The sequence below is a fragment of the Labrenzia sp. THAF35 genome (assembly GCF_009363595.1).
Taxonomy (GTDB): domain Bacteria; phylum Pseudomonadota; class Alphaproteobacteria; order Rhizobiales; family Stappiaceae; genus Roseibium; species Roseibium algicola.
Genome location: NZ_CP045380.1, coordinates 5,525,899 through 5,548,411, shown reverse-complemented (window position 1 = coordinate 5,548,411; position 22,513 = coordinate 5,525,899). Strand labels below are relative to the sequence as shown.

General features: G+C 59.4%; 23 protein-coding genes. 13 read left to right on the top strand and 10 right to left on the bottom strand.

The annotated features are described in order from the left end of the window. Nucleotides 1–3: 3 nt before the first annotated feature. The 8 genes from FIU93_RS25530 (at nt 4) to FIU93_RS25495 (ending at nt 10,966) form a co-directional block, all read left to right on the top strand. A complete protein-coding gene (locus tag FIU93_RS25530; RefSeq protein ID WP_022997812.1) occupies nt 4–1,188 on the top strand; it encodes a CaiB/BaiF CoA-transferase family protein in 1,185 nt (394 codons plus the stop codon). A gap of 17 nt (nt 1,189–1,205) precedes the next feature. After that, nucleotides 1,206–1,790: an NUDIX domain-containing protein gene (locus FIU93_RS25525; protein WP_022997811.1), complete on the top strand. Its 585-nt coding sequence runs from the start codon at nt 1,206–1,208 to the stop codon at nt 1,788–1,790. 115 nt (nt 1,791–1,905) lie between these two features. Continuing rightward, nucleotides 1,906–3,783, top strand: a complete 1,878-nt coding sequence (locus FIU93_RS25520) for an adenylate/guanylate cyclase domain-containing protein (RefSeq protein ID WP_031268104.1) — start codon at nt 1,906–1,908, stop codon at nt 3,781–3,783. 290 nt (nt 3,784–4,073) lie between these two features. Further along, nucleotides 4,074–5,960, top strand: a complete 1,887-nt coding sequence (locus tag FIU93_RS25515) for an ABC transporter ATP-binding protein (RefSeq protein WP_055658730.1) — start codon at nt 4,074–4,076, stop codon at nt 5,958–5,960. Further along, nucleotides 5,957–7,843: an ABC transporter substrate-binding protein gene (locus FIU93_RS25510; protein WP_209010230.1), complete on the top strand. Its 1,887-nt coding sequence runs from the start codon at nt 5,957–5,959 to the stop codon at nt 7,841–7,843. The genes FIU93_RS25515 and FIU93_RS25510 overlap by 4 nt, the downstream gene beginning before the upstream one ends. Nucleotides 7,844–8,109: 266 nt before the next feature. After that, on the top strand, nt 8,110–9,135 hold the full coding sequence (locus FIU93_RS25505) for an ABC transporter permease (RefSeq protein ID WP_031268102.1): 1,026 nt from the start codon (nt 8,110–8,112) through the stop codon (nt 9,133–9,135). Further along, on the top strand, nt 9,132–10,310 hold the full coding sequence (locus FIU93_RS25500; RefSeq protein WP_022997806.1) for an ABC transporter permease: 1,179 nt from the start codon (nt 9,132–9,134) through the stop codon (nt 10,308–10,310). The genes FIU93_RS25505 and FIU93_RS25500 overlap by 4 nt, the downstream gene beginning before the upstream one ends. A gap of 62 nt (nt 10,311–10,372) precedes the next feature. Continuing rightward, nucleotides 10,373–10,966, top strand: a complete 594-nt coding sequence (locus FIU93_RS25495) for a class I SAM-dependent methyltransferase (protein ID WP_022997805.1) — start codon at nt 10,373–10,375, stop codon at nt 10,964–10,966. Nucleotides 10,967–11,144: 178 nt separating this feature from the next. Here FIU93_RS25495 and FIU93_RS25490 read toward each other — a convergent pair whose 3' ends face one another. Then, on the bottom strand, nt 11,145–11,432 hold the full coding sequence (locus tag FIU93_RS25490) for a DUF1330 domain-containing protein (protein WP_055658736.1): 288 nt from the start codon (nt 11,430–11,432) through the stop codon (nt 11,145–11,147). Between the two features lie 101 nt (nt 11,433–11,533). On the opposite strand from FIU93_RS25490, the gene FIU93_RS25485 reads away from it, so the two are divergent. Continuing rightward, complete coding sequence (locus tag FIU93_RS25485; protein ID WP_022997803.1) at nt 11,534–12,424, top strand: LysR family transcriptional regulator; 891 nt, start codon at nt 11,534–11,536, stop codon at nt 12,422–12,424. Between the two features lie 16 nt (nt 12,425–12,440). Here FIU93_RS25485 and FIU93_RS25480 read toward each other — a convergent pair whose 3' ends face one another. From FIU93_RS25480 to nthA, 4 genes are read right to left on the bottom strand one after another with little or no spacing between them, the layout of a single operon-like run. Beyond that, on the bottom strand, nt 12,441–12,893 hold the full coding sequence (locus FIU93_RS25480; protein WP_152507135.1) for an isoprenylcysteine carboxylmethyltransferase family protein: 453 nt from the start codon (nt 12,891–12,893) through the stop codon (nt 12,441–12,443). A gap of 8 nt (nt 12,894–12,901) precedes the next feature. Beyond that, nucleotides 12,902–13,252: a nitrile hydratase accessory protein gene (locus FIU93_RS25475; protein ID WP_152507704.1), complete on the bottom strand. Its 351-nt coding sequence runs from the start codon at nt 13,250–13,252 to the stop codon at nt 12,902–12,904. After that, on the bottom strand, nt 13,242–13,904 hold the full coding sequence (gene nthB / locus FIU93_RS25470) for a nitrile hydratase subunit beta (protein WP_152507134.1): 663 nt from the start codon (nt 13,902–13,904) through the stop codon (nt 13,242–13,244). Before nthB ends, FIU93_RS25475 begins: the two co-directional genes overlap by 11 nt. Then, nucleotides 13,901–14,542: a nitrile hydratase subunit alpha gene (nthA, locus tag FIU93_RS25465; RefSeq protein WP_022997799.1), complete on the bottom strand. Its 642-nt coding sequence runs from the start codon at nt 14,540–14,542 to the stop codon at nt 13,901–13,903. The genes nthB and nthA overlap by 4 nt, the downstream gene beginning before the upstream one ends. A gap of 262 nt (nt 14,543–14,804) precedes the next feature. On the opposite strand from nthA, the gene FIU93_RS25460 reads away from it, so the two are divergent. The 3 genes from FIU93_RS25460 (at nt 14,805) to FIU93_RS25450 (ending at nt 17,263) form a co-directional block, all read left to right on the top strand. Further along, nucleotides 14,805–15,347: a VOC family protein gene (locus tag FIU93_RS25460; protein WP_152507133.1), complete on the top strand. Its 543-nt coding sequence runs from the start codon at nt 14,805–14,807 to the stop codon at nt 15,345–15,347. 74 nt (nt 15,348–15,421) lie between these two features. Beyond that, on the top strand, nt 15,422–17,032 hold the full coding sequence (locus FIU93_RS25455; protein WP_152507132.1) for an FAD-dependent oxidoreductase: 1,611 nt from the start codon (nt 15,422–15,424) through the stop codon (nt 17,030–17,032). Between the two features lie 3 nt (nt 17,033–17,035). After that, entirely contained in the window at nt 17,036–17,263 is a 228-nt protein-coding gene (locus FIU93_RS25450; protein ID WP_075282037.1) for a DUF2783 domain-containing protein, read from the top strand. Between the two features lie 245 nt (nt 17,264–17,508). Here FIU93_RS25450 and FIU93_RS25445 read toward each other — a convergent pair whose 3' ends face one another. Further along, the gene (locus tag FIU93_RS25445; protein WP_152507131.1) at nt 17,509–18,057 is read right to left on the bottom strand and encodes a GNAT family N-acetyltransferase; all 549 of its coding nucleotides are present in this window, start codon (nt 18,055–18,057) and stop codon (nt 17,509–17,511) included. A 292-nt stretch (nt 18,058–18,349) separates the two neighbouring features. On the opposite strand from FIU93_RS25445, the gene FIU93_RS25440 reads away from it, so the two are divergent. Next, nucleotides 18,350–18,868 carry a peptide-methionine (S)-S-oxide reductase gene (locus FIU93_RS25440; RefSeq protein ID WP_055658752.1) on the top strand — a complete coding sequence of 173 codons (519 nt, stop codon included), beginning with the start codon at nt 18,350–18,352 and terminating at the stop codon, nt 18,866–18,868. Nucleotides 18,869–18,901: 33 nt separating this feature from the next. Here FIU93_RS25440 and FIU93_RS25435 read toward each other — a convergent pair whose 3' ends face one another. The 4 genes from FIU93_RS25435 to FIU93_RS25420 all read right to left on the bottom strand — a co-directional run bounded on the left by FIU93_RS25435 (nt 18,902) and on the right by FIU93_RS25420 (nt 22,503). After that, nucleotides 18,902–19,207 (bottom strand): DUF3088 domain-containing protein, encoded by a 306-nt coding sequence (locus FIU93_RS25435; protein ID WP_152507130.1) that lies wholly within the window; start codon nt 19,205–19,207, stop codon nt 18,902–18,904. A 238-nt stretch (nt 19,208–19,445) separates the two neighbouring features. Beyond that, entirely contained in the window at nt 19,446–20,228 is a 783-nt protein-coding gene (locus tag FIU93_RS25430) for a polysaccharide deacetylase family protein (RefSeq protein ID WP_152507129.1), read from the bottom strand. After that, nucleotides 20,225–21,379 carry a glycosyltransferase gene (locus FIU93_RS25425; protein ID WP_152507128.1) on the bottom strand — a complete coding sequence of 385 codons (1,155 nt, stop codon included), beginning with the start codon at nt 21,377–21,379 and terminating at the stop codon, nt 20,225–20,227. Before FIU93_RS25425 ends, FIU93_RS25430 begins: the two co-directional genes overlap by 4 nt. Continuing rightward, nucleotides 21,376–22,503, bottom strand: coding sequence for a glycosyltransferase family 4 protein (locus FIU93_RS25420; protein WP_152507127.1), 1,128 nt, complete (start codon nt 22,501–22,503; stop codon nt 21,376–21,378). Before FIU93_RS25420 ends, FIU93_RS25425 begins: the two co-directional genes overlap by 4 nt. Between the last annotated feature and the right edge of the window lie 10 nt (nt 22,504–22,513).

Genomic DNA, 22,513 nt, shown 5'->3' with positions numbered 1-22,513 from the left:
CACATGACCGCGCCGCTCAAAGGCATCAAGGTTGTTGAACTGGCCCGCATTCTGGCCGGGCCCTGGACGGGTCAGACCCTCGCGGACCTGGGGGCAGACGTCATCAAGGTGGAAAGCCCGCAAGGCGATGATACCCGGGGCTGGGGACCGCCATTCGTCAAGGACGAGGCGGGCGCGGACCGGGATGCCGCCTATTTTCATGCCTGTAATCGCGGCAAGCGTTCCATTGCGGTCGACTTTCGCACACAGGAAGGTCAGGACCTCGTTCGCCGCCTGGTGGCGGATGCCGACATTCTGGTCGAGAACTTCAAGGTCGGTGGGCTCGCCAAATACGGCCTCGACTACGACAGCCTTTCCAAGGTCAATCCGAAGCTGATCTATTGCTCGATCACCGGGTTCGGCCAGGATGGGCCCTATGCACATCGGGCCGGCTACGACTTCATGATCCAGGGCATGGGCGGCATCATGGATCTGACCGGAGACCCGGAAGGCGACCCGCAGAAGATCGGGGTGGCGTTCGCGGATATCTTTACCGGGCTTTACGGTGTCATCGGCGTTCTGGCCGCCTTGCGCCGCCGCGATGAAACCGGCGAAGGCGAATGGGTCGACATGGCATTGCTCGATGCGCAGGTCGGTGTGCTTGCCAATCAGGCGCTCAATTACTTTGTTTCAGGCAAGGCGCCGAAACGTCTGGGCAATGCGCATCCCAACATCGTTCCCTACCAGGTCTTTCCGGCTAGCGACGGGCATCTGATCATCGCGGTTGGCAATGATGGCCAGTTCAGGCGCCTTTGTGCTGTTCTTGGCCTGCCGGAACTTGCCGACAATCCCCGCTACGCCACCAACGCAGCGCGGGTTGCCGCCCGCTCGGACCTTGTGCCGATCCTGACGGCGGAAACGTCGACGAGAGCCCGCGACGATCTCCTGGCCGCGCTTGAAGGCGAGGGTGTTCCGGCCGGACCGATCAATTCCGTGGAAGATGTCTTCAACGACAAACAGGTGTTGCACCGGGATATGAAGGTCGACCTGCCGGCGACCGGTGTCGAAGGCGGCTCCGTTGCCTCCGTCCGCACGCCCATCAGGTTTCGGAACGGGACACTCGTGCTGGACCGCGCCGCGCCGGCACTTGGCGAGCACACGGAAGAAATCCTGAAGGAACTGGGCATCACGTCTGACCCGAACTCCTGAACGAAGAAAGCACTGCCATGAGCACCCCGGATTACCTCAAGGTCTCCGATAGCGAAGTTCTGTCCAATTCCTGGGGAACGCTGACCCGCCACCGGATCGAGTACAGGCGCCGGGACGGCGACTGGCAGGAGCAGGTGCGTGAAGTCTACGACAGAGGGCATGGCGCAACCTGCCTGCTCTACGATCCGGAACGCAATTGCGTGCTGCTGACGCGCCAGTTCCGGCTGCCAGTCTGGGCTGCCGGCCGAGACCCGATGTTGATCGAAGCACCCGCCGGTCTTCTGGAAGGTGCGCATCCGGAGGATCGCATGCGGGCGGAGCTGATCGAGGAAACAGGATTTGAGGTTTCGGACCTGGAACATCTCTTCGATGCTTTCAGCAGTCCGGGATCCGTAACCGAATATGTGGCATTCTTCCGCGGGACATACCATCTGAAGGACAAGGTCGCCGAAGGTGGCGGCAAGGAAACCGAGGGGGAGGATATCGAGGTGATGCACGTTCCCCTCGACCAGGCGCTCGAGATGATCCGCTCCGGTGAAATCATGGACGCAAAAACCATAATCTTGCTGCAGGAACTGGCCCTGCGTCGATTGACTGGCTAAAGGCAAAAGACATCGCGGTGGCAGTCCTTTGCGGTGGAAAGTCGAAAGCTTGCCTTAATTTGACGGAAACCGTCATGCAGGTAAGCTGCCTGTTCGCAACAAGGGTCACCGCCCAATGAAAATATCGAAACGCACCGGCCGGCGCATAATGCTGCCCCTGACGACTATCGTCGGGCTGGGGTTCGGTGCGTTTGTTGCGATTGCGATCGGTCTTGTGCTGGGCCTGTCTGTCTCGGCCAACTTTCGGAACACGTTTTCCCTGCTGAATGACAAGACGATCCTGAGCACCCAGGCGCTCGAGACGCAGCTGCGGACGCATTTCGTATCTGTCGAAAACGCGATCATCGGCCTGAAGCCCTATTTCGACGACGGCACGCTCGGCTTCGATGATACGGAAAGGACGCTGCAGGATCTCTCGATCGCGCTGAAATCCAACCACGACATCACCACGCTTGTGGTGACTTCGACCGACAGAAGCAAGTTGGGGATCTATCGGGCACCGACCGGCAAACTGTGGCGGATTGAAACCGACGCACCGCCACCCGGCATGAACATGCAGGAAATGCCGCAATTGAGCGCCGACAGTCCGCCGACCTGGGGCCCGCTCGTCAAACACGAGGTCGGTCTTTTCGCGAATGTTTCGGTGCCGTTGGTGCGGGACGGCAAGGTTGCCGGCATGCTGACGGCTGCGACGTCCATGGAAGAACTTGCCCACATCGTTTCTGCTCAGGATGAAGGCGGCGACAACACCGTCTTCATCATCGCGGACGGAGATCAGGTGATCCTGCATTCGGACGCTCCCTGGCTCCAGACCGGCGGCAGCATTCAGGACAAGTTGCCGGGCTCCTGGCAGACGATCGGCGACCCCGTTCTGGCTGCCATGGTAAATGAAGAAAAGCTGGACGAATTCAAGAAAGCTGCGGAACTTGGCATCGACGTCTCCACCGTTGATGCAAACAACGAAGAATATATCGTCATGAAGGCCCAGCTGGATGGTTTCAGCGACCGGCCCTGGACTGTCGGGCAGTATTACCTCAGCGCGACGGTCTCCCGGGAGCTGCGGCGTCTTGCGGGCTCCATGTTCGTCGGCTTCGGTGCGCTCGTGGTGTCGGTGCTGATAGCATTCTGGATGGGGCGGCGCGTCGCCCGCCCGTTGCGGTACCTTGCGGTTCAGTCCAAGCGTATCGGCAGCCTGTCGCTCAACGAGGTTGAGCCCCTGCCGCGCAGCCGCGTCGCGGAGATCGATCAGGTGGCGCTCGCCTTCAATTCCATGGTTGAAGGCCTCAAGGCGATGAACACCTATGTGCCGCGCTCGCTGTTCATCAAGCTGATGCGATTGGGAGGCGGGAATGCTGCACAGGCGCGTGGTGCCGAACTCACGATCCTCTTTACCGATATTGTCGGGTTCACGGCCTTGTCTGAGCACCTGAGTGCGGAAGAGACCGCCAGCTTGCTGAATGACCATTTCGCCATCCTGGTCGAGGCTGTCGAAGGCGAGGGCGGCACGGTCGACAAATTCCTGGGGGATGGCATGCTGGCCTTCTGGGGCGCGCCCGATGCCCGCCCGGACCATGCGGAGGCTGCTGTCAGAACCGCACGCCGGATTGCAGCCGCGCTGCATCAGTCGAATCTGAACGCGGTTACCCAGGGGCGTCCGCAGATGGCGCTTCGGATCGGTATTCACACCGGCCCGGCGGTTGTCGGCAATGTCGGCGCGCTTGATCGCTGGAACTATACCGTTGTCGGCGACACCGTGAATGCGGCCGAACGCCTGCAGACGCTTGGCAAGGAAGTTCCCGAAAACCCGGAAGTCGTCATCCTGGCGAGTGCGGACACCGTTGCGCATCTGCCTGGTGAGCGGCACCAGCGGCCGGTCGGCGCGCATCACCTGCGTGGCCGAAGCGGGCAGATGGAAGTCTATTGGCTCGATCCCTTTCCGCAGTCAAAGCCTGTACACAGGCCCGTGGAGCGGCCGGTGTCTGCCGCGGAGTGAATCCTTCCGGACCGTTGGATCGCCGGCCAGGCTTCCAGCTAGTCTGTTTCGTGTTCAGATGAACGCAGAAAAAATGATTTCAGGTTCGTTCGACAATTGCAGTTTAACGTTCGGTTGCACCCGTTAATCGAGTGGCGGAACGGGTCTGCTCTTGCAAACTGTGACGAACATCACAGTTTGTTTTCATGAATCCTGCATTGCTATCCACTGGCGAATTTGGTTGTCTTTCAAATGCAATGAGGGCTTAGTAAGCCTCTGTCAGACAATCCTTGCCTGGGAGGAAATGCGCGGTGAATGTTCTCTCGATTGAGGGACTGACGGTTGATTTTAATACGGCGGAAGGTCAGGTCCGGGCGGTCGACAATGTGTCATTTGTCGTACCCGAGAACCGGACTGTCGCGCTGGTGGGCGAATCCGGGTCGGGCAAGACGGTCATATCGCAGACGATCATGGGTCTTCTGCCCCAGGCTGCATCCATTACATCCGGGAAAGTGATCCTGGCGGATCCGACCGGCGCGGAGCCGCCTGTCGATATTGCAGCGCTTGAGCGCAAGGGGCCGCAGATGCGGCACCTGCGCGGCAACCGGGTTGCGATCATTTTCCAGGAGCCGATGACGTCGCTGTCGCCGCTGCATACCATCGGCGACCAGATCGGCGAAGCCGCACTTCTTCACCGCAATGTTTCCAGCGCCGAGGCACGTGAACTGACCAAGACCATGCTGAGCCTGGTCCAGTTTCCCGATCCCGAGCGCGCTCTCGACACCTATCCGTTCGAACTCTCAGGCGGCCTGCGCCAGCGCGCGATGATCGCGATGGCCATGATCTGCCGCCCCGCGCTGCTGATCGCGGACGAGCCTACCACCGCGCTCGACGTCACAATTCAGGCGGAAATCCTGAAACTCATTCGCGAAGTTCAGGCCGAACTGCGCATGTCCGTCCTGATGATCACCCATGACTTTGGCGTGGTCGCCAATATGGCCGATGAAATCGCGGTGATCTATCACGGCCGCATCATGGAAAAGGGCACTGCCCAGCAGCTCTTCTCCAATCCCAAGCACGACTATCTGAAGGCTCTGCTCAACGCGGTCCCGAGCTTCCACATGGACCGGGACGAGCGGCTGGTGCCGATCCGGCCCATCAAGGTCCGCTCGGAGGAACTGACGGCCAATCGCCCGCATTGCGACGTCAAGCCGGGCGAGCCACTGGTCGAAATGCGCGATGTCACCAAACGGTTCACCCTGCGCAAAGGGTCTTTCCTCGGTGGCAAGGTCAAGACCATGACCGCACTCGACAGCATCAACCTGACGATCCGCCGCGGCGAGTGTCTCGGTCTCGTAGGGGAATCGGGTTCCGGCAAGACCACCGCAGCAAAGGCCATCCTGAGGGCAATCGGTATCGAGGGCGGCAATGTCCTCTACAATCGCGGCAAGGGGCTGGAAGACATCTCCAAGCTCAAGGGCGCGGAACTGATGGACTATCGCCGCCGCGTGCAGCTTATTTTCCAGGACCCGTTCTCCTCGCTCAACCCGCGCATGACCATCAACGACACACTGATGGAACCCCTTGAGGTGCACGGCATCGGCACCCCTCAGGAGCGGGCCGAGCGCGCACGCAATCTGATGAACCTGGTGGGGCTCGACCCGCGTTTCCTGCGCCGCTATCCCCATTCGTTCTCCGGCGGTCAGCGCCAGCGCATCGGGATCGCACGAGCTCTCGCGCTCAACCCGGAATTCCTGTTGTGCGACGAACCGACCTCGGCGCTCGACGTCTCGGTACAGGCGCAGATCCTGAACCTTCTGCAGGATCTCAAGCGCGACCTGAACCTGACCTATCTCTTTGTCAGCCATAACCTGGCCGTGGTCGACTATGTTGCCGACCGGATCGCGGTCATGTGCCGTGGCAGACTGGTCGAGATGGGGGAAACACGAACTGTCGTCGGCAATCCGCTGCACCCGTACACGAAAGCACTGCTTTCGGCCGTGCCCGAGCCGGACCTGTCGGCACCACTGGATTTTGCCGCCCTAGATGCAAACAGAGCATCGGAGCCGCAATCTTGGCCGGAACCTTTCCGATTGACCGACGGCCAGGCGCCGTCGCTGGTGGAAATGGAACCGGATCACTTTGTCTGCGCACCTGGCCTGAAGAATGCCGGGGCGCTTGAGGGGACTGCAGCATGAAGTTTTTGAATTCCGTAAGGGCCGGTCTTTTCCTGACCGTCGCTCTGATGGCGGGGCCACTGGCCGCGTTGGAGCTGAAGGAAACACCGGGCCTTGATCCGTCTCTGCCACCTGTGGCGGAACGGGTTCCCTCCGACCCTCTGATCGTTGATCTTGAAGCCAAGGGTCGAACCGTCGGCAAGCCGGGAGGCAAGATCGACACCCTGATCGGCCGGGCAAAGGATGTCCGACTGATTAACGTTTGGGGCTATGCCCGCCTCGTTGGCTACAACGAGCAACTGGAACTGGTTCCCGATATCCTGGCGAACGTCGATGTTGAAGACGGCCGCATTTTCACGCTTCACACGCGTGCCGGCCACAAGTGGTCTGATGGCCATCCCTTCGGTGCAGAGGACTTCCGCTACTTTTTCGAGGACATTGTCAGCAACGAAAGCCTGACCCCGTCAGGTCTGCCGCCGTACCTGCTGGCCAACGGCAAGGGCCCCAAGTTCGAGGTCCTGGACGAAACCACCGTCCGCTTTACCTGGGATTCGCCGAACCCGCTGTTCCTGCCGGAACTGGCAAAGTCCCGTCCGCCGTTCATCTATCGGCCAGCCCACTATCTGAAGCAGTTTCATGAGAAATACGGAGATCCTGATGTGATCGCCAAGGAAGCTGCAAAGGTGAAGGCGCGGGACTGGGCACCGCTCCATAACAAAAAAGACGACATGTACAACGCGCAGAACGTCGACATGCCGTCGTTGCAGCCTTGGGTGCGCAACCGCGATGACAGCGACCTGCGCTTCGTTCTGGAACGCAATCCATACTATCACCGGGTCGACAGCACCGGTCAGCAGCTTCCTTATGTCGACGAAATCATCATGACGGTTGCCGACGGCAAGCTGATCCCGGCCAAGGCACAGGCTGGCGAAAGCAACTTGCAGGCACGTAACCTCAACTTCGCCGACATTACCGTCCTGAAGAAGGGCGAAAAGGACAATGACTATGTCACCGCGCTCTGGTCCAACACCAAGGGTGCGGAGATCTCGATCCTGCCGAACCTGACGGTCAAGGATCCGGTCTGGCGTGAACTGATGCGCAACACGAAGTTCCGTCATGCCCTGTCGCTCGGGATTGACCGCAACCTGCTCAACCGGGTCCTGTTCTTCGGGCTGGGAACACCGGGCAACGACACGGTTCTGGCGTCCAGCCCGCTTTACAAGGCCGAGTTCACCACCAAGTGGGCGGAATACGATCCGGAACAGGCGAACGCGCTTCTGGACGAAATCGGCCTCACCAAGCGCAACGGAAACGGCATTCGTCTGATGTCCGATGGTCGTCCGCTGGAAATCATCGTGGAGACCGCTGGCGAGGAACAGGTCCAGGATGATGCCCTGGAGCTGGTCAAGGAAATGTGGAAAGAGATCGGCGTCGCTCTGTTTGCCAAGCCGAGCCAGCGTGACAACATGCGCGAGCGCGCCATCACCGGTGACCTGCTGATGTCTGTCTGGTCCGGCTTCGAGAACGGCATTCCGACGTCCGAAATGCCGCCGGAAGATTTTGCCCCTGTGCGTGGTGACGCGTTTTCGTGGCACAAGTGGGGTGACTATTTCGAAACCCAGGGTGAGGGCGGTGAAAAACCCGACTGGGCCCCGGCCGAGCGTCTGATGGAACTCTATACCGCATGGTTGAGCTCCAGAACGCCGGAAGAGCGCACCGAGATCTGGGAAGAAATGCTCCAGATCCATGCCGACGAAACCATTCATATCGGTCTGGTTTCCGGCGTTCGTCAGCCGGTGGTGATCAAGAACGTCGAAAACGTGCCGCTTGAAGGTATCTACGGCTGGGATCCCGGCGCCCATTTCGGAATTCACCGCATGGATGAATTCTACATGGCCAAGTAAGCCGCAGTTCCGCTTGTTTTCCGGTCCGGCTGGTTCTGACACCAACCGGCCGGGGAAACTGCCAGAGATATCGTTCGGTTCGGAAGATTATCCGAACCGAACGCTTTAAAGGCGACTGGCTGACTTGATCCGGCCCGTTCCGCCAGACGTTTTTCCGGGGACTGACTCTTGGTTGAAAAACGTCATACTATCGAAACCGAATTTGACTTTAAGTGCAGAAATCAGAGCCTGATTTGCGCAAAGTGCCGGGGCTGAGGGGAGTTTAGGTGCTCTATTACATTGTCCGACGTATTTTGATGATGGGTCCCACCTTGCTGGTGATCAGTCTGCTGACTTTCTTCATCATCGAGTTGCCGTCCGGTGATTACATTTCCAACCAGATTGCTGCCCTGAAGTCCTCCGGTGAAAGTTCCTCGGTTGCCAAGCTCGAGTTCCTGCGAAAGGAATTTTCTCTCGATCGTCCCTTCATGGAGCGCTACCTCATCTGGGTCGGCCTCTGGCCGGGGCCTCACGGTTTCGACGGGTTGATCCAGGGCAACTGGGGCTGGTCGTTCGAATTCGACAAGCCGGTGGAGCAGGTCATAGGACCGACACTTCCCTTGACCGTGGTCCTGAACTTCGCGACGATCCTGTTCGTCTACGTGGTGTCGTTCCCCATCGGTATTTTCTCTGCAACGCGTCAATATTCCTGGGGGGACTACGGGTTCACTTTCCTGGGCTATATCGGTCTTGCCACCCCCAATTTTCTGCTTGCGCTCATTCTGCTCTATTTCTTCAATCGCTGGTTCGGCCTGTCCGTCGGTGGCCTGATGGATCCTCAGTACATCGATCAGCCCTGGAGCTTCGACAAGGCAATGTCGGTGCTGGCGCATCTGATCGTCCCGACCATCGTGATCGGGACCTCCGGCACGGCGGCCATGATCCGGCGGCTGCGCGCCAACCTGCTTGACGAGCTTCACAAGCAATATGTCACCACGGGCCGGGCGAAGGGGCTGAAGGAAAACCACCTGCTGGTCAAATATCCCCTGCGCATGGCCATCAACCCGTTCATCGCCGACATTGGCAACCTGATCCCGTCGCTTGTTTCTGGCTCGGTGATCGTTTCGGTGGTGATGAGCCTTCCGACAGTCGGTCCGGTTCTTGTGTCCGCGTTACAATCGCAGGATCAGTTCCTGTCAGGGTTCATTTTGCTGTTCGTTGCCATGTTGACGCTGATCGGCATGCTGATCTCCGATCTGCTGCTGGCAGTTCTCGATCCGCGCATTCGTCTTGGCGGGAGGGCCTCGTCATGACCATGGACGTGAAGAACACGCCCACGCGCGAAGTCGAGCATTACGTCGATCCGACGCCGTTCAACCCGGCAGTCACCGAGGAGATGACCGCCGAGCAGGAGCGCTTCTACCAGGCTTCCCAATGGAAGATCATGTGGTGGAAATTCAAGCGCCACAAAATAGCGGTCTGGTCAGGCGTGGTCCTGATCCTGTTCTACCTGTGCGTTCCCTTTGCCGAAGTAATTGCGCCCTATGGCGCCAACAGCCGCGACAGCATGCATCTTTATGCTCCGCCGCAACCGATCCACTTGTTTCACGAAGGCAAGCTCGTCGGCCCGTTCGTCTACGGCATGACCTCGGAAATCGACATGGAAACCCTGCAATGGGTGTTCAAGGACGATCCGAACAATGTCCAGCCGCTCCGCTTCTTCTGCAGCGGCGCAAAATACAAGTTCTGGGGGCTTTGGGACGCGTCCTTCCACCTTGTGTGCCCGGCGGAAGGCGGCACGATGTTCCTGTTCGGAACGGACCGGCTTGGCCGCGATCAGTTCTCGGGCCTGGTCTACGGGGCCCGGCTGTCACTCACTGTCGGTCTGATCGGCGTCGTGATCTCAATCGTTCTAGGGCTCTTCTTCGGTGGGATCGCCGGCTATTTCGGCGGTTGGATCGACAGTCTGATCCAGCGGGCGATCGAGATCCTGCGCTCTCTTCCCGAACTCCCTCTGTGGATGGCACTCTCTGCGGCACTGCCTGTCACCTGGAGCCCCGTCTGGATCTATTTTGGCCTGACGATCATCCTTGGTCTGCTGGATTGGCCCGGGCTAGCGCGTGCCGTCAGGTCGAAGCTGCTGTCCCTGCGTGAAGAGGAATACGCCAAGGCGGCGGTCCTGATGGGGGCCAAGCCGAAGCGCGTGATCACGCGGCATCTGCTGCCGGGCTTCACAAGCCACATCATCGCGTCGGCGACGCTGTCGATCCCGTCCATGATCCTGGGTGAGACTGCGCTGTCCTATCTTAACCTCGGTCTGCGTCGGCCGGCGGTTTCCTGGGGTGTTCTCTTGAACGAAGCGCAGAACATTTCGGTGGTGACCGTCTATCCCTGGCTGATGGCTCCGGTGTTGCCGATCATCATTGTCGTCCTGGCGTTCAATTTCCTTGGCGATGGTTTGCGCGACGCGGCAGATCCCTATAAGTGATGCATCTGAAATCTGAAGAACCGGCGGGCCGTTCTGGCCCGTCTTGCTGTTAGGAAGTCACAATGTCGAAGAATGCCACCACCGCCGCTGGCTGGGACGAGGAATATGAAGCCGGTCGCTGGGCCTTCCTGCGCTCGCTGCCTGAAAGCGGCCGATACGGCATCATCGGCATGTGGCTGAGCCTGACCGGCTCCATGGATGACGTTCTCGATATCGGCTGCGGCGAAGGCCTGCTCTACGAGCGTTTGCAGCCTATGGGCGTCAAGCGCTATGTCGGCATGGATCTTTCCCCGGCTTCCCTGCAGATCGCCAATGTCGACCCGGCCATCGCCAGCCTGCGTGCAGGCGACATGCACACTTTCGAAGCTCAGGAAGGCGAAACGTTCTCCGCCATTGTCTTCAACGAGGTTCTTCACTTCGCGGATGACCCGGCTGCCGTCGTTGCCCGCTACGTCCCGTTCCTGAAGGAAAACGGTGTTATCGCGCTGTCGATGTATTCACCGAAAAAGCCGGAGTCAGGTGCAAACAAGCTGATCAACAAGCTCTGGGAAGCAACCGACGATACCAGCAAGTGGGAAGTGCTCGATGACTATCGTCTCGTCTCCGACAAGAAAGGCGTCACCTGGCGCATGCGCCTGGTGAAGCCGGTTCGGTAAGCACCGGAGAGCCCGAAAATCAGCATTGAATTTGGCGAACACAGTCCTGCTTCCTCAGCCTGAGGAAGCAGGACTGTAATGATTCAAGGGGGGCGGCGTGCTCAGGCAGCGACTCCCCCGTTCCTGGAGTGCACTTGGTGATCCTCCTCGGGAGGACGATTTGCCCAGTGACAGGTGATCAACCCGGAAGCACGACAATCGTCGATTTGCCGCCCTTGTTCCGAAGTGCGTGCACATCGGCAAGGTCCGGGTCGCGATGCCAGGCCTTGGCGGCATCGGGCGTGGGGAAGGACAGCAGGGCAACCATGTTCGGCGCATCGATAGCCGCTTCCAGAACCAGAGGTTCGGGATCCGCTGCAATGACGCTGCCACCATGGCGGGCGAGAGCGTCTGCAGCTTTTTCACGATAGGCGCCGAGCGCTTCGCGATCCGTCACCGTGATCATGGCAATCGCTTGAATGGACATCTCTTAGTCTCCTTTGCTTGAGATGCCAGAAACCTATCGCAGAGGCGGCTTGCGAAAAATTCTTCAAATTCGTAACCGAACTGTGCAAAAATGCACGTGCCATGTATAGCTGGGATGATCTGAAATTCGTGCTCGCCATTGCCAATGCCGGCAGCCTGACAAAGGCCGCCCGCAGCCTTGGTGTAACGCATTCAACTGTGTCGCGGCGGCTGTCGGCGCTGGAAGAGGAAATTGGCGCACGTCTGTTCGACCGTCTTCCGGAAGGGTTCACGCCGACCACCGCCGGCGAAGAGGCGGTTGAAGCCGCCCGCCGGATGGAATTGGAAGTGCTTGCGCTGGACATGCGCATTGCCGCCAAGGATGCCGAACTCGAAGGCCCGCTGCGTGTCACGGCAGCACAGCTAATTTTCCAGGTGCAACTGGCCGAGATTGTCGCGCGCTTCAAGGAGCGGCACCCGGGCATCGACGTCACCATGAATGCGGCCAACGAAATTCTGAGTCTGCACCGGCGCGAGGCCGATATCGCGGTGCGTGTCACCGACAAGCCCGATGAAAGCCTGTTTGGCCGTCTTGCCACAGGCCAGAACCGCTGTTTTTACGTGTCGCGAGACTTTGCCCGCCGATACCGGGACGCGGCGCTCGAAACGGTCACATCGCAGGCAGTGCCTTTCATCGCCTTCAAATGGTGGGGCAACAAGGTGCCGAAGGAAATGCGCGATCGGTACCCCAATGGTGAGGTGGCAACGGTCACCGATGACATGATCACTATGCATGCGGCCGTTCGGGCCGGCATGGGTATCGGCCGTTTGCCCTGCTTTCTGGGGGATCCTGATCCCGACTTGATCCGCCTGCCGGGCGTCGAACCGAGCCGTTACTTCGATATCTGGATCCTGACCCATCCGGACCTGAAGAACGTCGCCAGGGTACGAACCTTTCTTCGCTTTGCGGCCGACGCCTTCAAGGAAAAGAGCAGTCTCTACCTCGGGAATTGAGTGACGTTGCCAGCTGTCAGAGCCAGCGGCGAACGCGCGCGCAATAGTCGAGATACTCCTGACCGAACAGGCGCTTCAGATGCTCTTCTTCAGGCCTGATCTGGAATTCGGTCAGGTACCAGACAAAAGCCGGAACGACGGCGAAAACCGTCGCCGTACCGAGGTAGGTGCCGAATGCCAGCAGCAGTAGAACGTCGGCGACATACATCGGGTTGCGCGACACCCTGTAGAAACCATGGGTCACCAGAGTTCTGGCTCTATCAGGCGTTATGGGGTTGAAGGTCGTTCCCGCCATGACAAAGCGAAAAAGCGCGTGTCCGCCAATTGCCAGTCCGGCGATGAGGAACACCGCGGCGATCGAAGTCTGACCTGAAAAGGTGAGGTTCAGCGCCGGAAACAGCCTGGCGCCTCCATACAGCAGAAGCAGTCCGATGCCGACGACGACCGGAGGCGGAAGCAACAGGCGCATGGTCGTCCTCAGGACCTCTGAAGAACGATTGGTGCGCCGTGCGGCGTGGCCCTGGCCGCGTTGTCCCAGGCCTTGCGCAGGTCTGCAAGTTGTCCGGCTGCGGCAATGTTCTTGGCTGTGAGCAGACCTTCGAAGGCCGCCAGCCAACGGTCGTAATAGCCTTCGGTCTCGCCGCTTCCGTCGCCATCCTTGGCAAGCTCGGCGCCCAGAGCCTCAGCCCATTCTCCCCAGGTAAACACTCCGGCTTCATGGGCTTTCACCGTCATGGCGAAAACCCTGGCTTCCCAGGGAGCACCGAACACCGGCCCGCCGTCTTCATCCAGCGGCAGGCACGGCGTTTCGAGAAACTTATCGGGCAAGGTCAAGATAAGGCTCCCAGAGATCGATACGCAGGGAAAGCTTGGGATCGCTGTCAGGCCCCCAGATGTCGGTCCCCTTGAAGAGGACACCATAAAGCCAGGTCGGCTGTTCGCCTTCGCCGTGCGCGTTGGTATCCGGAAACACATGAACGCCGTGAATGACCTCGATCGCGCCGACAGCATCGCGGGCATAGCGGGGAAGGCGAGTGTGGTGTTCGGGGTTCATGCGCCGCGTATGGACCTTGTCACCGACGCGGAAACGGGCGGGCTGATGTTCCTCTCGGTCGACCGGTGCACCCTTGGCCAGAACTCCGGCAACAGCGTCTGCCGAGAGCACGCGCTTGACCGGCTTCGCGGCTTCAAGTTTCCGGCCTTGTTTCAGTTCCTCTTCCGTAACGAGGCCATTGGCCAGCACAAGTTTTTCAAGCCCTCTGGTCCAGATCTCGTAATAGCTGGAGGTCAGGTAGGTAACTTGCGGCAAGGATTCGCGGGCAAAGCGCGATGCATCAAGCGTCCAGGAGCCAGTTGCGCCCATGGCTAGCGTTACCGCAAACGCGCGTTCTTCCCATTTGGCATGGAAGTTGGGTTCGTTTTCTTCCAGTTCGATGGGGCCAAAGCCCATCTGTCCGCCAAGATCCTGCGCGCCGTTCATGCCGCATCCTCCAGTTCGGAAGGATCGAGCGCCAGGCCGGTACCGATCATGCTGTTGCGGGTGACGAGATCCGCCAGACGTTCCTCGCTCCACCCGTCTGTTCCCGCAGGGCGTTTGGGGATCACCAGATAGCGGATTTCAGCAGTCGAATCCCAGACGCGAACTTCGGTATCATCTGGCAGCTTTACGCCAAATTCATCCAGAACACCTCGCGGGTCGCGCACGGCGCGGGACCGATAGGGAGCGGACTTGTACCAGACAGGCGGCAAGCCCAGCACTGTCCAGGGATAACAGGAGCACAGTGTACAAACGACCATGTTGTGGGTCTGGTCGGTATTCTCGACCGCCACCATGTGTTCACCCTGACGGCCCGTGAAACCGAACTCGGCAATCGCTGAGGTCGCGTCTTGCAGGAGCCGGTCCCGGTAGTCTGCATCCGCCCAGGCCCGCGCAACAACGCGGGCGCCGTTCTTGGGGCCGATCTTGGTTTCATAAGTTTCGATCAACTCGTCCAGGGCAGGGGGATCGATATATCCCTTTTCCGTCAGCAGCGTTTCCAAAGCGCGTACACGCAGCTCTATTTCGCTCAATTCGGAATGGTCGTGATCGTGGGAATGATCGTGCTCGTGAGCGGACATGGAAAGCTCCTCGCTGGCAGGTACCTCATATGAGAACGCAGGTCATGGCCTGTCAATTCCAACACGAGGTTGATCGCCTGATTTTGAGGAGGGTTTGTCATCCCGGATCGGTGCTCGACCTGGTCGCATTTGTCCGGGATGACGGTGTTGCGTGGATTGGCCTTCAAATTAGTTACGAATGTAACCAATTTGACTTAGATCAAGGCGGACAGACTGCGGAGCTATATGGTTACATATGTAACTAATTTGGAGGAGCGGTCCCATGAAGATCGAGCAGATGCATCACGTCGCCTATCGTTGCAAGGACGCCAAGGAAACCGTGGAATGGTACGGCAAGATGCTGAACATGGATTTTGTTCTGGCGATCGCCGAAGATCATGTTCCCTCTACCCACGATCCCGATCCCTACATGCACGTCTTCCTGGATGCCGGAAACGGCAATGTCCTGGCGTTCTTCGAACTGCCGACCAAACCCGAGATGGGGTTTGACCCGAATACGCCGCGCTGGGTGCAGCATATCGCCTTCAAGGTGAAGGATCGGGACGAGCTGGTCGCGTTCAAGGACCACCTGGAAAAGAACGGTGTCGAGGTTCTGGGCGTGACCGACCACTCAATCTTCCACTCCATCTATTTCTTCGACCCCAACGGTCACCGTGTCGAACTGGCTTGCCCGGATCCCGAAGAAGACCAACTTCTGGCTCGCCTGGACGAGGTCAAGTGGCAGATGCTGGAAGAATGGTCGAAGACCAAAAGGGCCCCGAAACACGCTGAATGGCTGCACGCCAAAGAGCTGGCCGATGTGTGAGCAAGACACATGCCGCCAGTGCGGCAAATGCCGTTCGATTGATGCCGCCCTGGCGGATCTGGGAGGAGAGCCCGATGTTTCAGACCTATCAATATCCGCAATACAGTTATCGTCAGTCGGAGGAGCAGCAGACAGGTACGGTCAAGCGCCACAAGGTGGTGGTGATCGGGGCTGGGCCGATCGGACTGACGGCTGCGCTTGATTTCGCTCAGCGGGGCATCCCCACCGTCGTTCTGGACGACAACAACACCGTTTCCATCGGCTCGCGCGCGGTCTGTTACGCCAAGCGACCGCTGGAGATCTGGGACAGGCTCGGCTGCGCCACACGCATGATCGACAAGGGTATCGAATGGAAGATCGGCAAGGTCTTCTTCCGCGACGACCTTGCCTACACATTCGACCTTCTGCCGGAAGACGGCCACAAGATCCCGGCCTTCATCAACCTCCAGCAATATTATCTGGAGGAATACATGGTCGATGAGGCTCAGAAATCGAACCTCATAGACCTGCGTTGGAAGCACAAGCTCCTGAACCTGCAGCAGGGGGACGATCATGTCGTGCTGACCGTCGAAACGCCTGACGGTGTCTTCAAGATGGAAGCAGACTGGGTAGTTGCCTGCGATGGTGCCAACTCCGACACACGCAAGATGGTCGGGGCAGGCTTTTCCGGCCAGTTCTTCCAGGATCGGTTCCTGATCGCCGACATCATCATGAAAGCCGATTTTCCGACCGAGCGCTGGTTCTGGTTCGACCCGCCGTTCCATCGGGGGCAGTCTGCTCTTCTGCACAAGCAGTGCGACGATGTCTGGCGGCTGGATTTTCAGCTCGGCTGGGAGGCCGATCCGGAAGAAGAGAAAAAGCCGGAAAACATCATTCCGCGCGTCAAGGCGATGCTGGGAGAGGACAAGGAGTTTGAGCTGGAATGGGCCTCCGTCTACCAGTTCGCCTGCCGGCGGATCGATAACTTCCGTTATGGCCGGGTACTGTTCGCGGGCGATGCTGCCCATCAGGTTTCACCCTTCGGCGCACGCGGCGCCAACACCGGCGTGCAGGACATCGACAATCTGGGCTGGAAGCTGAAACTGGTGCTGGACGGAGACGCTCCGGATAGCCTCATTGACAGCTACCACACGGAGCGAGCCTTTGCGGCGGACGACAACCTGCTGAACTCGACCAGGTCCACCGATTTCATCACACCGAAAAACGAGGCCTCTCGCCGGTTCCGGGACGCGGTTCTGGATCTTTCCGAGGTGACCGACTTTGCCAAGCCGCTGGTCAACTCCGGACGTTTGTCGGCGCCCACACCCTATGTCGAAAGCACGCTCAACACGGCCGACGAATCCAGTTTCGCAGGCAAGATGTCCCCGGGCACGTGCTGTGCGGACGCACCTGTGAACGTGAACGGCGAGGCGGCCTGGTTCCTCAACCAGATCGGCGATGGGTTCACCTTGCTTGTCTTTGGCGATGAAGCCGCAACAGATGTGTCAGCCGGCAACGTCAAGGCCCGGGTCCTGCGTGTGGGCAAGGACCTGCAGGACAAGGACGGAACACTTGCAGCCCGTTACGACGCGGCTCCCGGAACGGTCTACCTGATCCGCCCGGACCAGCATGTTGCCGCTCGCTGGCGCTATTTCAACGACAACAAGGTGGAAGCCGCCTTGAAAACCGCGATGGGAGGCGCATGAACCATGGCCCTAAATCTGAAGCTGAACCTGACACGAAACCTTCCCGATCCGGACGGCTTCTATGAGTATCTGGTCTCCAGTCAGCGCCATATGAGTGACGAGGAAGCAAACTGCATGAATGCCAGGCTAATCCTTATCCTCGCCAACCAGATCGGTGATCCGGATGTCCTCAAAGCCGCCATCGACTTTGCGGCCAATCCGAAGGCGGCGGAGAAAAGGGAAGCGGCCTGAGCAGAAGGGGCTGGAGCACGTGTGGTTCGCATTGCCGTGGCTGTTGTCCGGATGGCTTCAAAACCCTTGATTTTCTGCAATGTCGAGCATGAGGAACCTGTCATTCCAGCGAAGGCCGGGATCCAGTAAACTGCCGTACTCGCTGTGGTTTTCAGCCGGGTCTCGCGGATACTGGGTCCCGGTCTTGCCGCTTGCGCGGCAAACCGGGACGACAAGGAAAGAGATCAGGAGCAGGCGCCTTTCACTCACACCCTGAGCCGCGCCATCGCATAGGCGTCGACAAACGACCCGGAGCGGAAGGCAAAGTCCTTGTGGGTGCCTTCGATCTCGAAGCCAAGTGTCTGATAGAGCCTGACGGCTGCTTCGTTGTCGGTGAAGACCGTCAGTTCCAGGCGGCGGATGTTCATCCAGTTGTCCGCTATTTCGATCAGCTCTGTCAGCATCGCCCGGCCGATCCCGCGTCCGGTGTAATCGTCGTGTACGCCCATGCCCAGACTGGCCGCATGTCCGCGCCGTCCGGCGAAACGGGCAAAACCGGCGGCGGCGACCAGCGTCCCGCCCAAAATGCCGACCAGAGAAACCTTGTCCGGAGAGGACTGGTTCACACGGGCCTCGACGTCCTTGCGCCTGGGATAGGGCAGGCGCAAGGTACCTGCCCGGAACTTCGGCAGACCTTGCAGGACGGTCAAACCGACCACGTCGTCCGGTGTTTCGGCGCGTATACTCAGGCCTTCGGGCCAGCTACCTGGCCTGTAGACCGGTGCAAATTCCGCGGGGATGTCTGAAATGCTCATTTTGCCCTCATTCGTTGGATCGAGAGAGCAGGCATCTGACAAACCCTGCTCTTCGAAGCAGGGTTGCGATGCGATCCGGTTAGATGTCTTCAGCCAACAGTGATCCCCTCGCGTCCCCTGCGGGAACGACGATATGCACCACGGTTAGATGAAGGGTCGCGCGATTGATCATGCCTCACAATCTTATGTTGTGCGCTGTCTGTCAATTGACGGCATAAGATCTCGTCTGGGGGAATCTCCGCCAAGCCGTTTTGCAAACGAAATGCCTGACGTCACACTGGGAGCATCGATCATGACATTGGAGGCCGGGGTGAAAATCGGGCTGGGCGGCGGGTGCCATTGGTGTACCGAGGCCGTCTTTCAGGCAATTGCTGGCATTTCGAAGGTGGAACAGGGCTTCATCCGCTCCGATCCGCCAGAAAATGCCTGGTCAGAAGCGGTGGTGGTGACCTTCGATCCGGTCGCGTTGCCGCTGGAGGTCCTGCTCGAGATCCATCTGCGCACCCACTCCAGCACCTCCCACCACAAGATGCGTGGTAAGTATCGCAGTGCCGTCTACGTTTATGACGCCGGTACAGGTGTGAAGGTCGGAAGGCTGATGCGCGCCTTGCAGCAGCGCTTTGACGAACCGCTAGTGACGCGCGTAATGACGCTTGCCGAGTTCAAGGCCTCCGACGAACAGTTCCGGAACTACTATGCCAAGGGGCCGGAACGCCCGTTCTGCAAGACCTATATCGACCCGAAGCTCGCCCTCCTGCGCAAACAATTTGCTGCTGCTCTGAAGCCGGAACGACTGGAAGCCGCGGAATAGACGAAGACTGTAAACAGGTCTGATTTTTGTCTGTCAGGGATGAGGATGCGGAAAGCCGTGGCGCTCGGTGAGGGCGGCGAGGATCGCGTCCTTGTCATTGATGAATCCGCCTTCGGAGAGCACCAGCACAGGCAGGGACTGATTGTCTTCCCCCAGAAGTTCGGCCACTTCCCTGCGCGGTTTCGGCCAGGCAATGCGGCGAACGTCAAGCCGGTCCGCAAGCTCCGGAAACGAGGCGAGCACGCCTTCCATGAGCGCGCAATGCCAGCAATAGAAGGTCTTGCCGGGATAGGCGGGGTCTTCAAATCCAGGGGCGAGTATGTAGAGCGTGTCTTTCATGCCTTGGGCCTTTGCGTCGACTCACCGGATTTGGATCTGGCGCAGCTATGCGGCAGACCAGCCCAAGCTGCAAGCTCCTGATCCATTCTGGCAAGGAAGACCATCTGGCAGGAGTAGATCACCCCTAAAAGGCCACCCCGGGCGATCGCAGAGAGTAGACCCCGGATCTGAGCGGTGCTTGGCCGGGGAGACGCATAACTTTTGCTCGTCTGGCGCCTCTCGCCTCAGACAGAGGCTCTTACCCGAAAGGCCAGGATTCGTTCTCGCTAAAGAGGCTTTTCACGTCCGGCCATTCAGCGCCTTCATGATGAGCGGCGATCTCCAGAAAGATCTCCAGAAATTCGAAGCAGCCGTCGTCATGCACCAGATGGTGCGTCAGGAGGCCGACCGGCTCGGCGCCGGTGTTGCGCCGGCGGGTAAGCTGCAGGTCGAAGCGCAGCCGTGCACTTTCCCAGCCGATGAAGCGCACCTGCTTTTTCCATTTCAGGATGTCGATGTGCGATTGGAGCTGATGCGCCCGCGGAAAGTTGTGCCAGGTGAAGGTTGATAGACCCGACAGGCCGATGCCGGGCAGGCGGCGGGAGATTTCAGGATCGATCCGGTTCCAGGGAGGAACCATGGCCTTCACGAACTTGTCGCCAAAGAGTTCCTGAAGACGGTCATGACCTGCCTTGAGCTCGGCCATCAGGTCGTCCGGATCCCGCCGGGAACCAAGCTCGGCTGCTTTTTCGCCGAGGTCCTTCCGCTGGAAATTCTTATGCTGCCAGCCATGTTGCAGAACCAGGGCATGTGGTTGATCGGCGAACCGCTCTGCAAGGGCTTTCGTCGCCATCTTGGGGATGACCGCGAAAGCCAGATCGACCTTGTGGGTGTTGGCAAGCGACAACATGCGTTCAAGAGCTGGTGTCGGTTCGATAGCGTCGTCATCGCGCCACCAGAAGCGGACCTTGCGGCCGCGTTCGGCAAACCAGTCGAGATGATCGGTAAGCTCTTGCCGGAAGCGGTGCGGGTCAGTGGTCATGACATCCGGTCTTTCAGGTCTTGAAGCAGGACACGGGCGCTTTCCTCCGCACCACCCAGGCGGACGCTGTGCTTGCTGCGCGGAAGAGCCAGAGCATCGTCTATGGCAGCGGCAAGCCGCTCTGGTGTGAGGTCTGCTTCCGGCGTAACGATCGCCCGTCCATGGCCGGCAAGCGCTTCCGCGCGTTGTGTCTGTTCGGTCTCGTTGATCTGGGCAAAGGGCACGAAGACAGCCGGAACACCAGCCTGAAGAATGTCGAGCACGGTGTTGTAGCCTGCCTGGCTGACGGAAAGGCGCGCCCGTTTCAAAAGGTCCGGAAAGTCGCGCCGGGCGCGCTCGACAATGACGCCATCCACCGCGCTTTGCCGGTAAATGGCAAAGGCGTCGTCGGAAATGTCGTGACCGATCAGCACCCGCCACGGCGTGTCTTCCGCGCGGCGCGACAGTGGTTTGGCTTCCAGTGCCGCCGACAGCAGGCTTTCGGCAACGGCGCCGCCACCGCAGGAAATGATCACCTCGTCCTCGCCGTCCGGTCCTTCCACAGCAGGCCGTGGATCGCCGCCGACATAACCGGTGTAGCGAACCAGGTGGTCGACTTCCTCGGCAAAGGGGAAACTGTCTGCAAGGCGGATGAAGTCCGGATCGGAATGGATCAGGATCCGGTCGTAGAATTTCAGCGCTTGGTCGGCCATCCAGCGTTCTTTCCAAAGCTGCTTCTTGCGCACCAGAATGTCGCGAATGGAAGTGGCAATCAGCGGGACCTTGCTGCTCGCCTTGGCGGTTTCCAGAAGAGGGGCCAGTTCGAAGTCAAGCTGGCGACGGCCGAAGGGGTAGGTCTCGGTCAGGAGCAGGTCGAAGTCGTCGGCCTCAAGAACTTGAATCGATGCTTTAACGCGGGCGATTTTCCAAGCATCGTCAATATCTTCATTGTCCAAAGTCACAAGACGCTTGAAGGTCGCGTCCGGACTTCTGCAGGCTGGCAGTTCGATGATCTTCAGTGATCCGGTGTCGAGTGTCGGCGGTATTGTGTTGCCGCTGGCAAGTGTCACCTCAACGCCTTTGGCGGCCAGTGCCTTGCCGATGGCAGCGGCCCGCACGACATGGCCTGTCCCGAGCAGATGCTGAACATGTATGAGGGCCTTGAAGCTCATGCGTCTTTCGTCTCCCGGCGGCTCAAGTGGTTCCGCATGGCCTTTTCGGCAAGTGCTTCCAGCCGGGCAGCGCCTGCCGAAAGCGTATGGAAATGAAGGATGTGGTGGCGGGCTGCCAGGCCAAGGCTGTCCACAAGCGCCGGTTCCCGCATGGCACGGCTGAGGTTGGCGGCAAGTGCGGATATATCGCCCTCGGGGGACAGCAATCCGGTTTCGCCATCACGGACAATGTCGGGGACACCGAAGGTGTCACCGGCAATCACGCCGACGCCTGCTGCCTGCGCTTCCAGAAACACGAGACCAAATGCTTCCCGGATTGCGGGCCAGACGAAGAGGTCGTGCCGCGCGTATTGGGCTGGCAGGTCGTCACTGGCAAGGGCGCCGAGCCAGGTGATCCGTTCGGGTGGAAACAGGGCAAGGACCTGCTCGCGCATCGGGCCGTCGCCGATGAGCGTCAAATGCCAGGGCAGGTCCCGAAGTTCGACCAGTGCCGCGGCAAGCACTTCGTAAGAGCGCTGCTTGTCACCTTCGCGCATCATGCCGACGGAGAGCAGTTTCAGAGGACTTGCCGCAAGCGGCTTGGCATTGGTCGATGCGGCGAGAAAGGGATCGGCATCCAGAAACGGCAGGAGGACCGATAGGCAACGATGCGGCACGACCGCCGCAAGGCATTCGGCATCAGCGTTGTGGATGGCGGCAACGGCATCGGCGCGCTTCAAGGCTTCATCTGCGGCGGCAAACCCGAAGGCCCAGTCGCCCTGCTGCCGTTTCGGCGCACGGCTGGCTTCAACGATCGCATAGGGAAGGTCGAACCGGTCGGCAAGCGCCGGGCCGATCCAGTCCGGCGCCTTGTGATAGAGATGATAGGTCAGGAAAAGATCCGGCCGATAGCCTGATTGTTGCCAGTCGGCACTTATCCGGTCTGCCTCTGCCAGCGCCTCATTCCGTACCTCTGACTGAATGTCGTCGCTACCATCCTTGCGCCAGGACCTGAAACGGCTGGCAATCGTCACTTCGTGCCCCAGACTTTCCAGAGCCTTCACGATCAACCGTCCCATGGTCCGGTCGCCGGACGGGACCGGATGATCCAGGGGTTTCATCGGGGCAGTGAAGGCAATTTTCATGGTTTTCCTG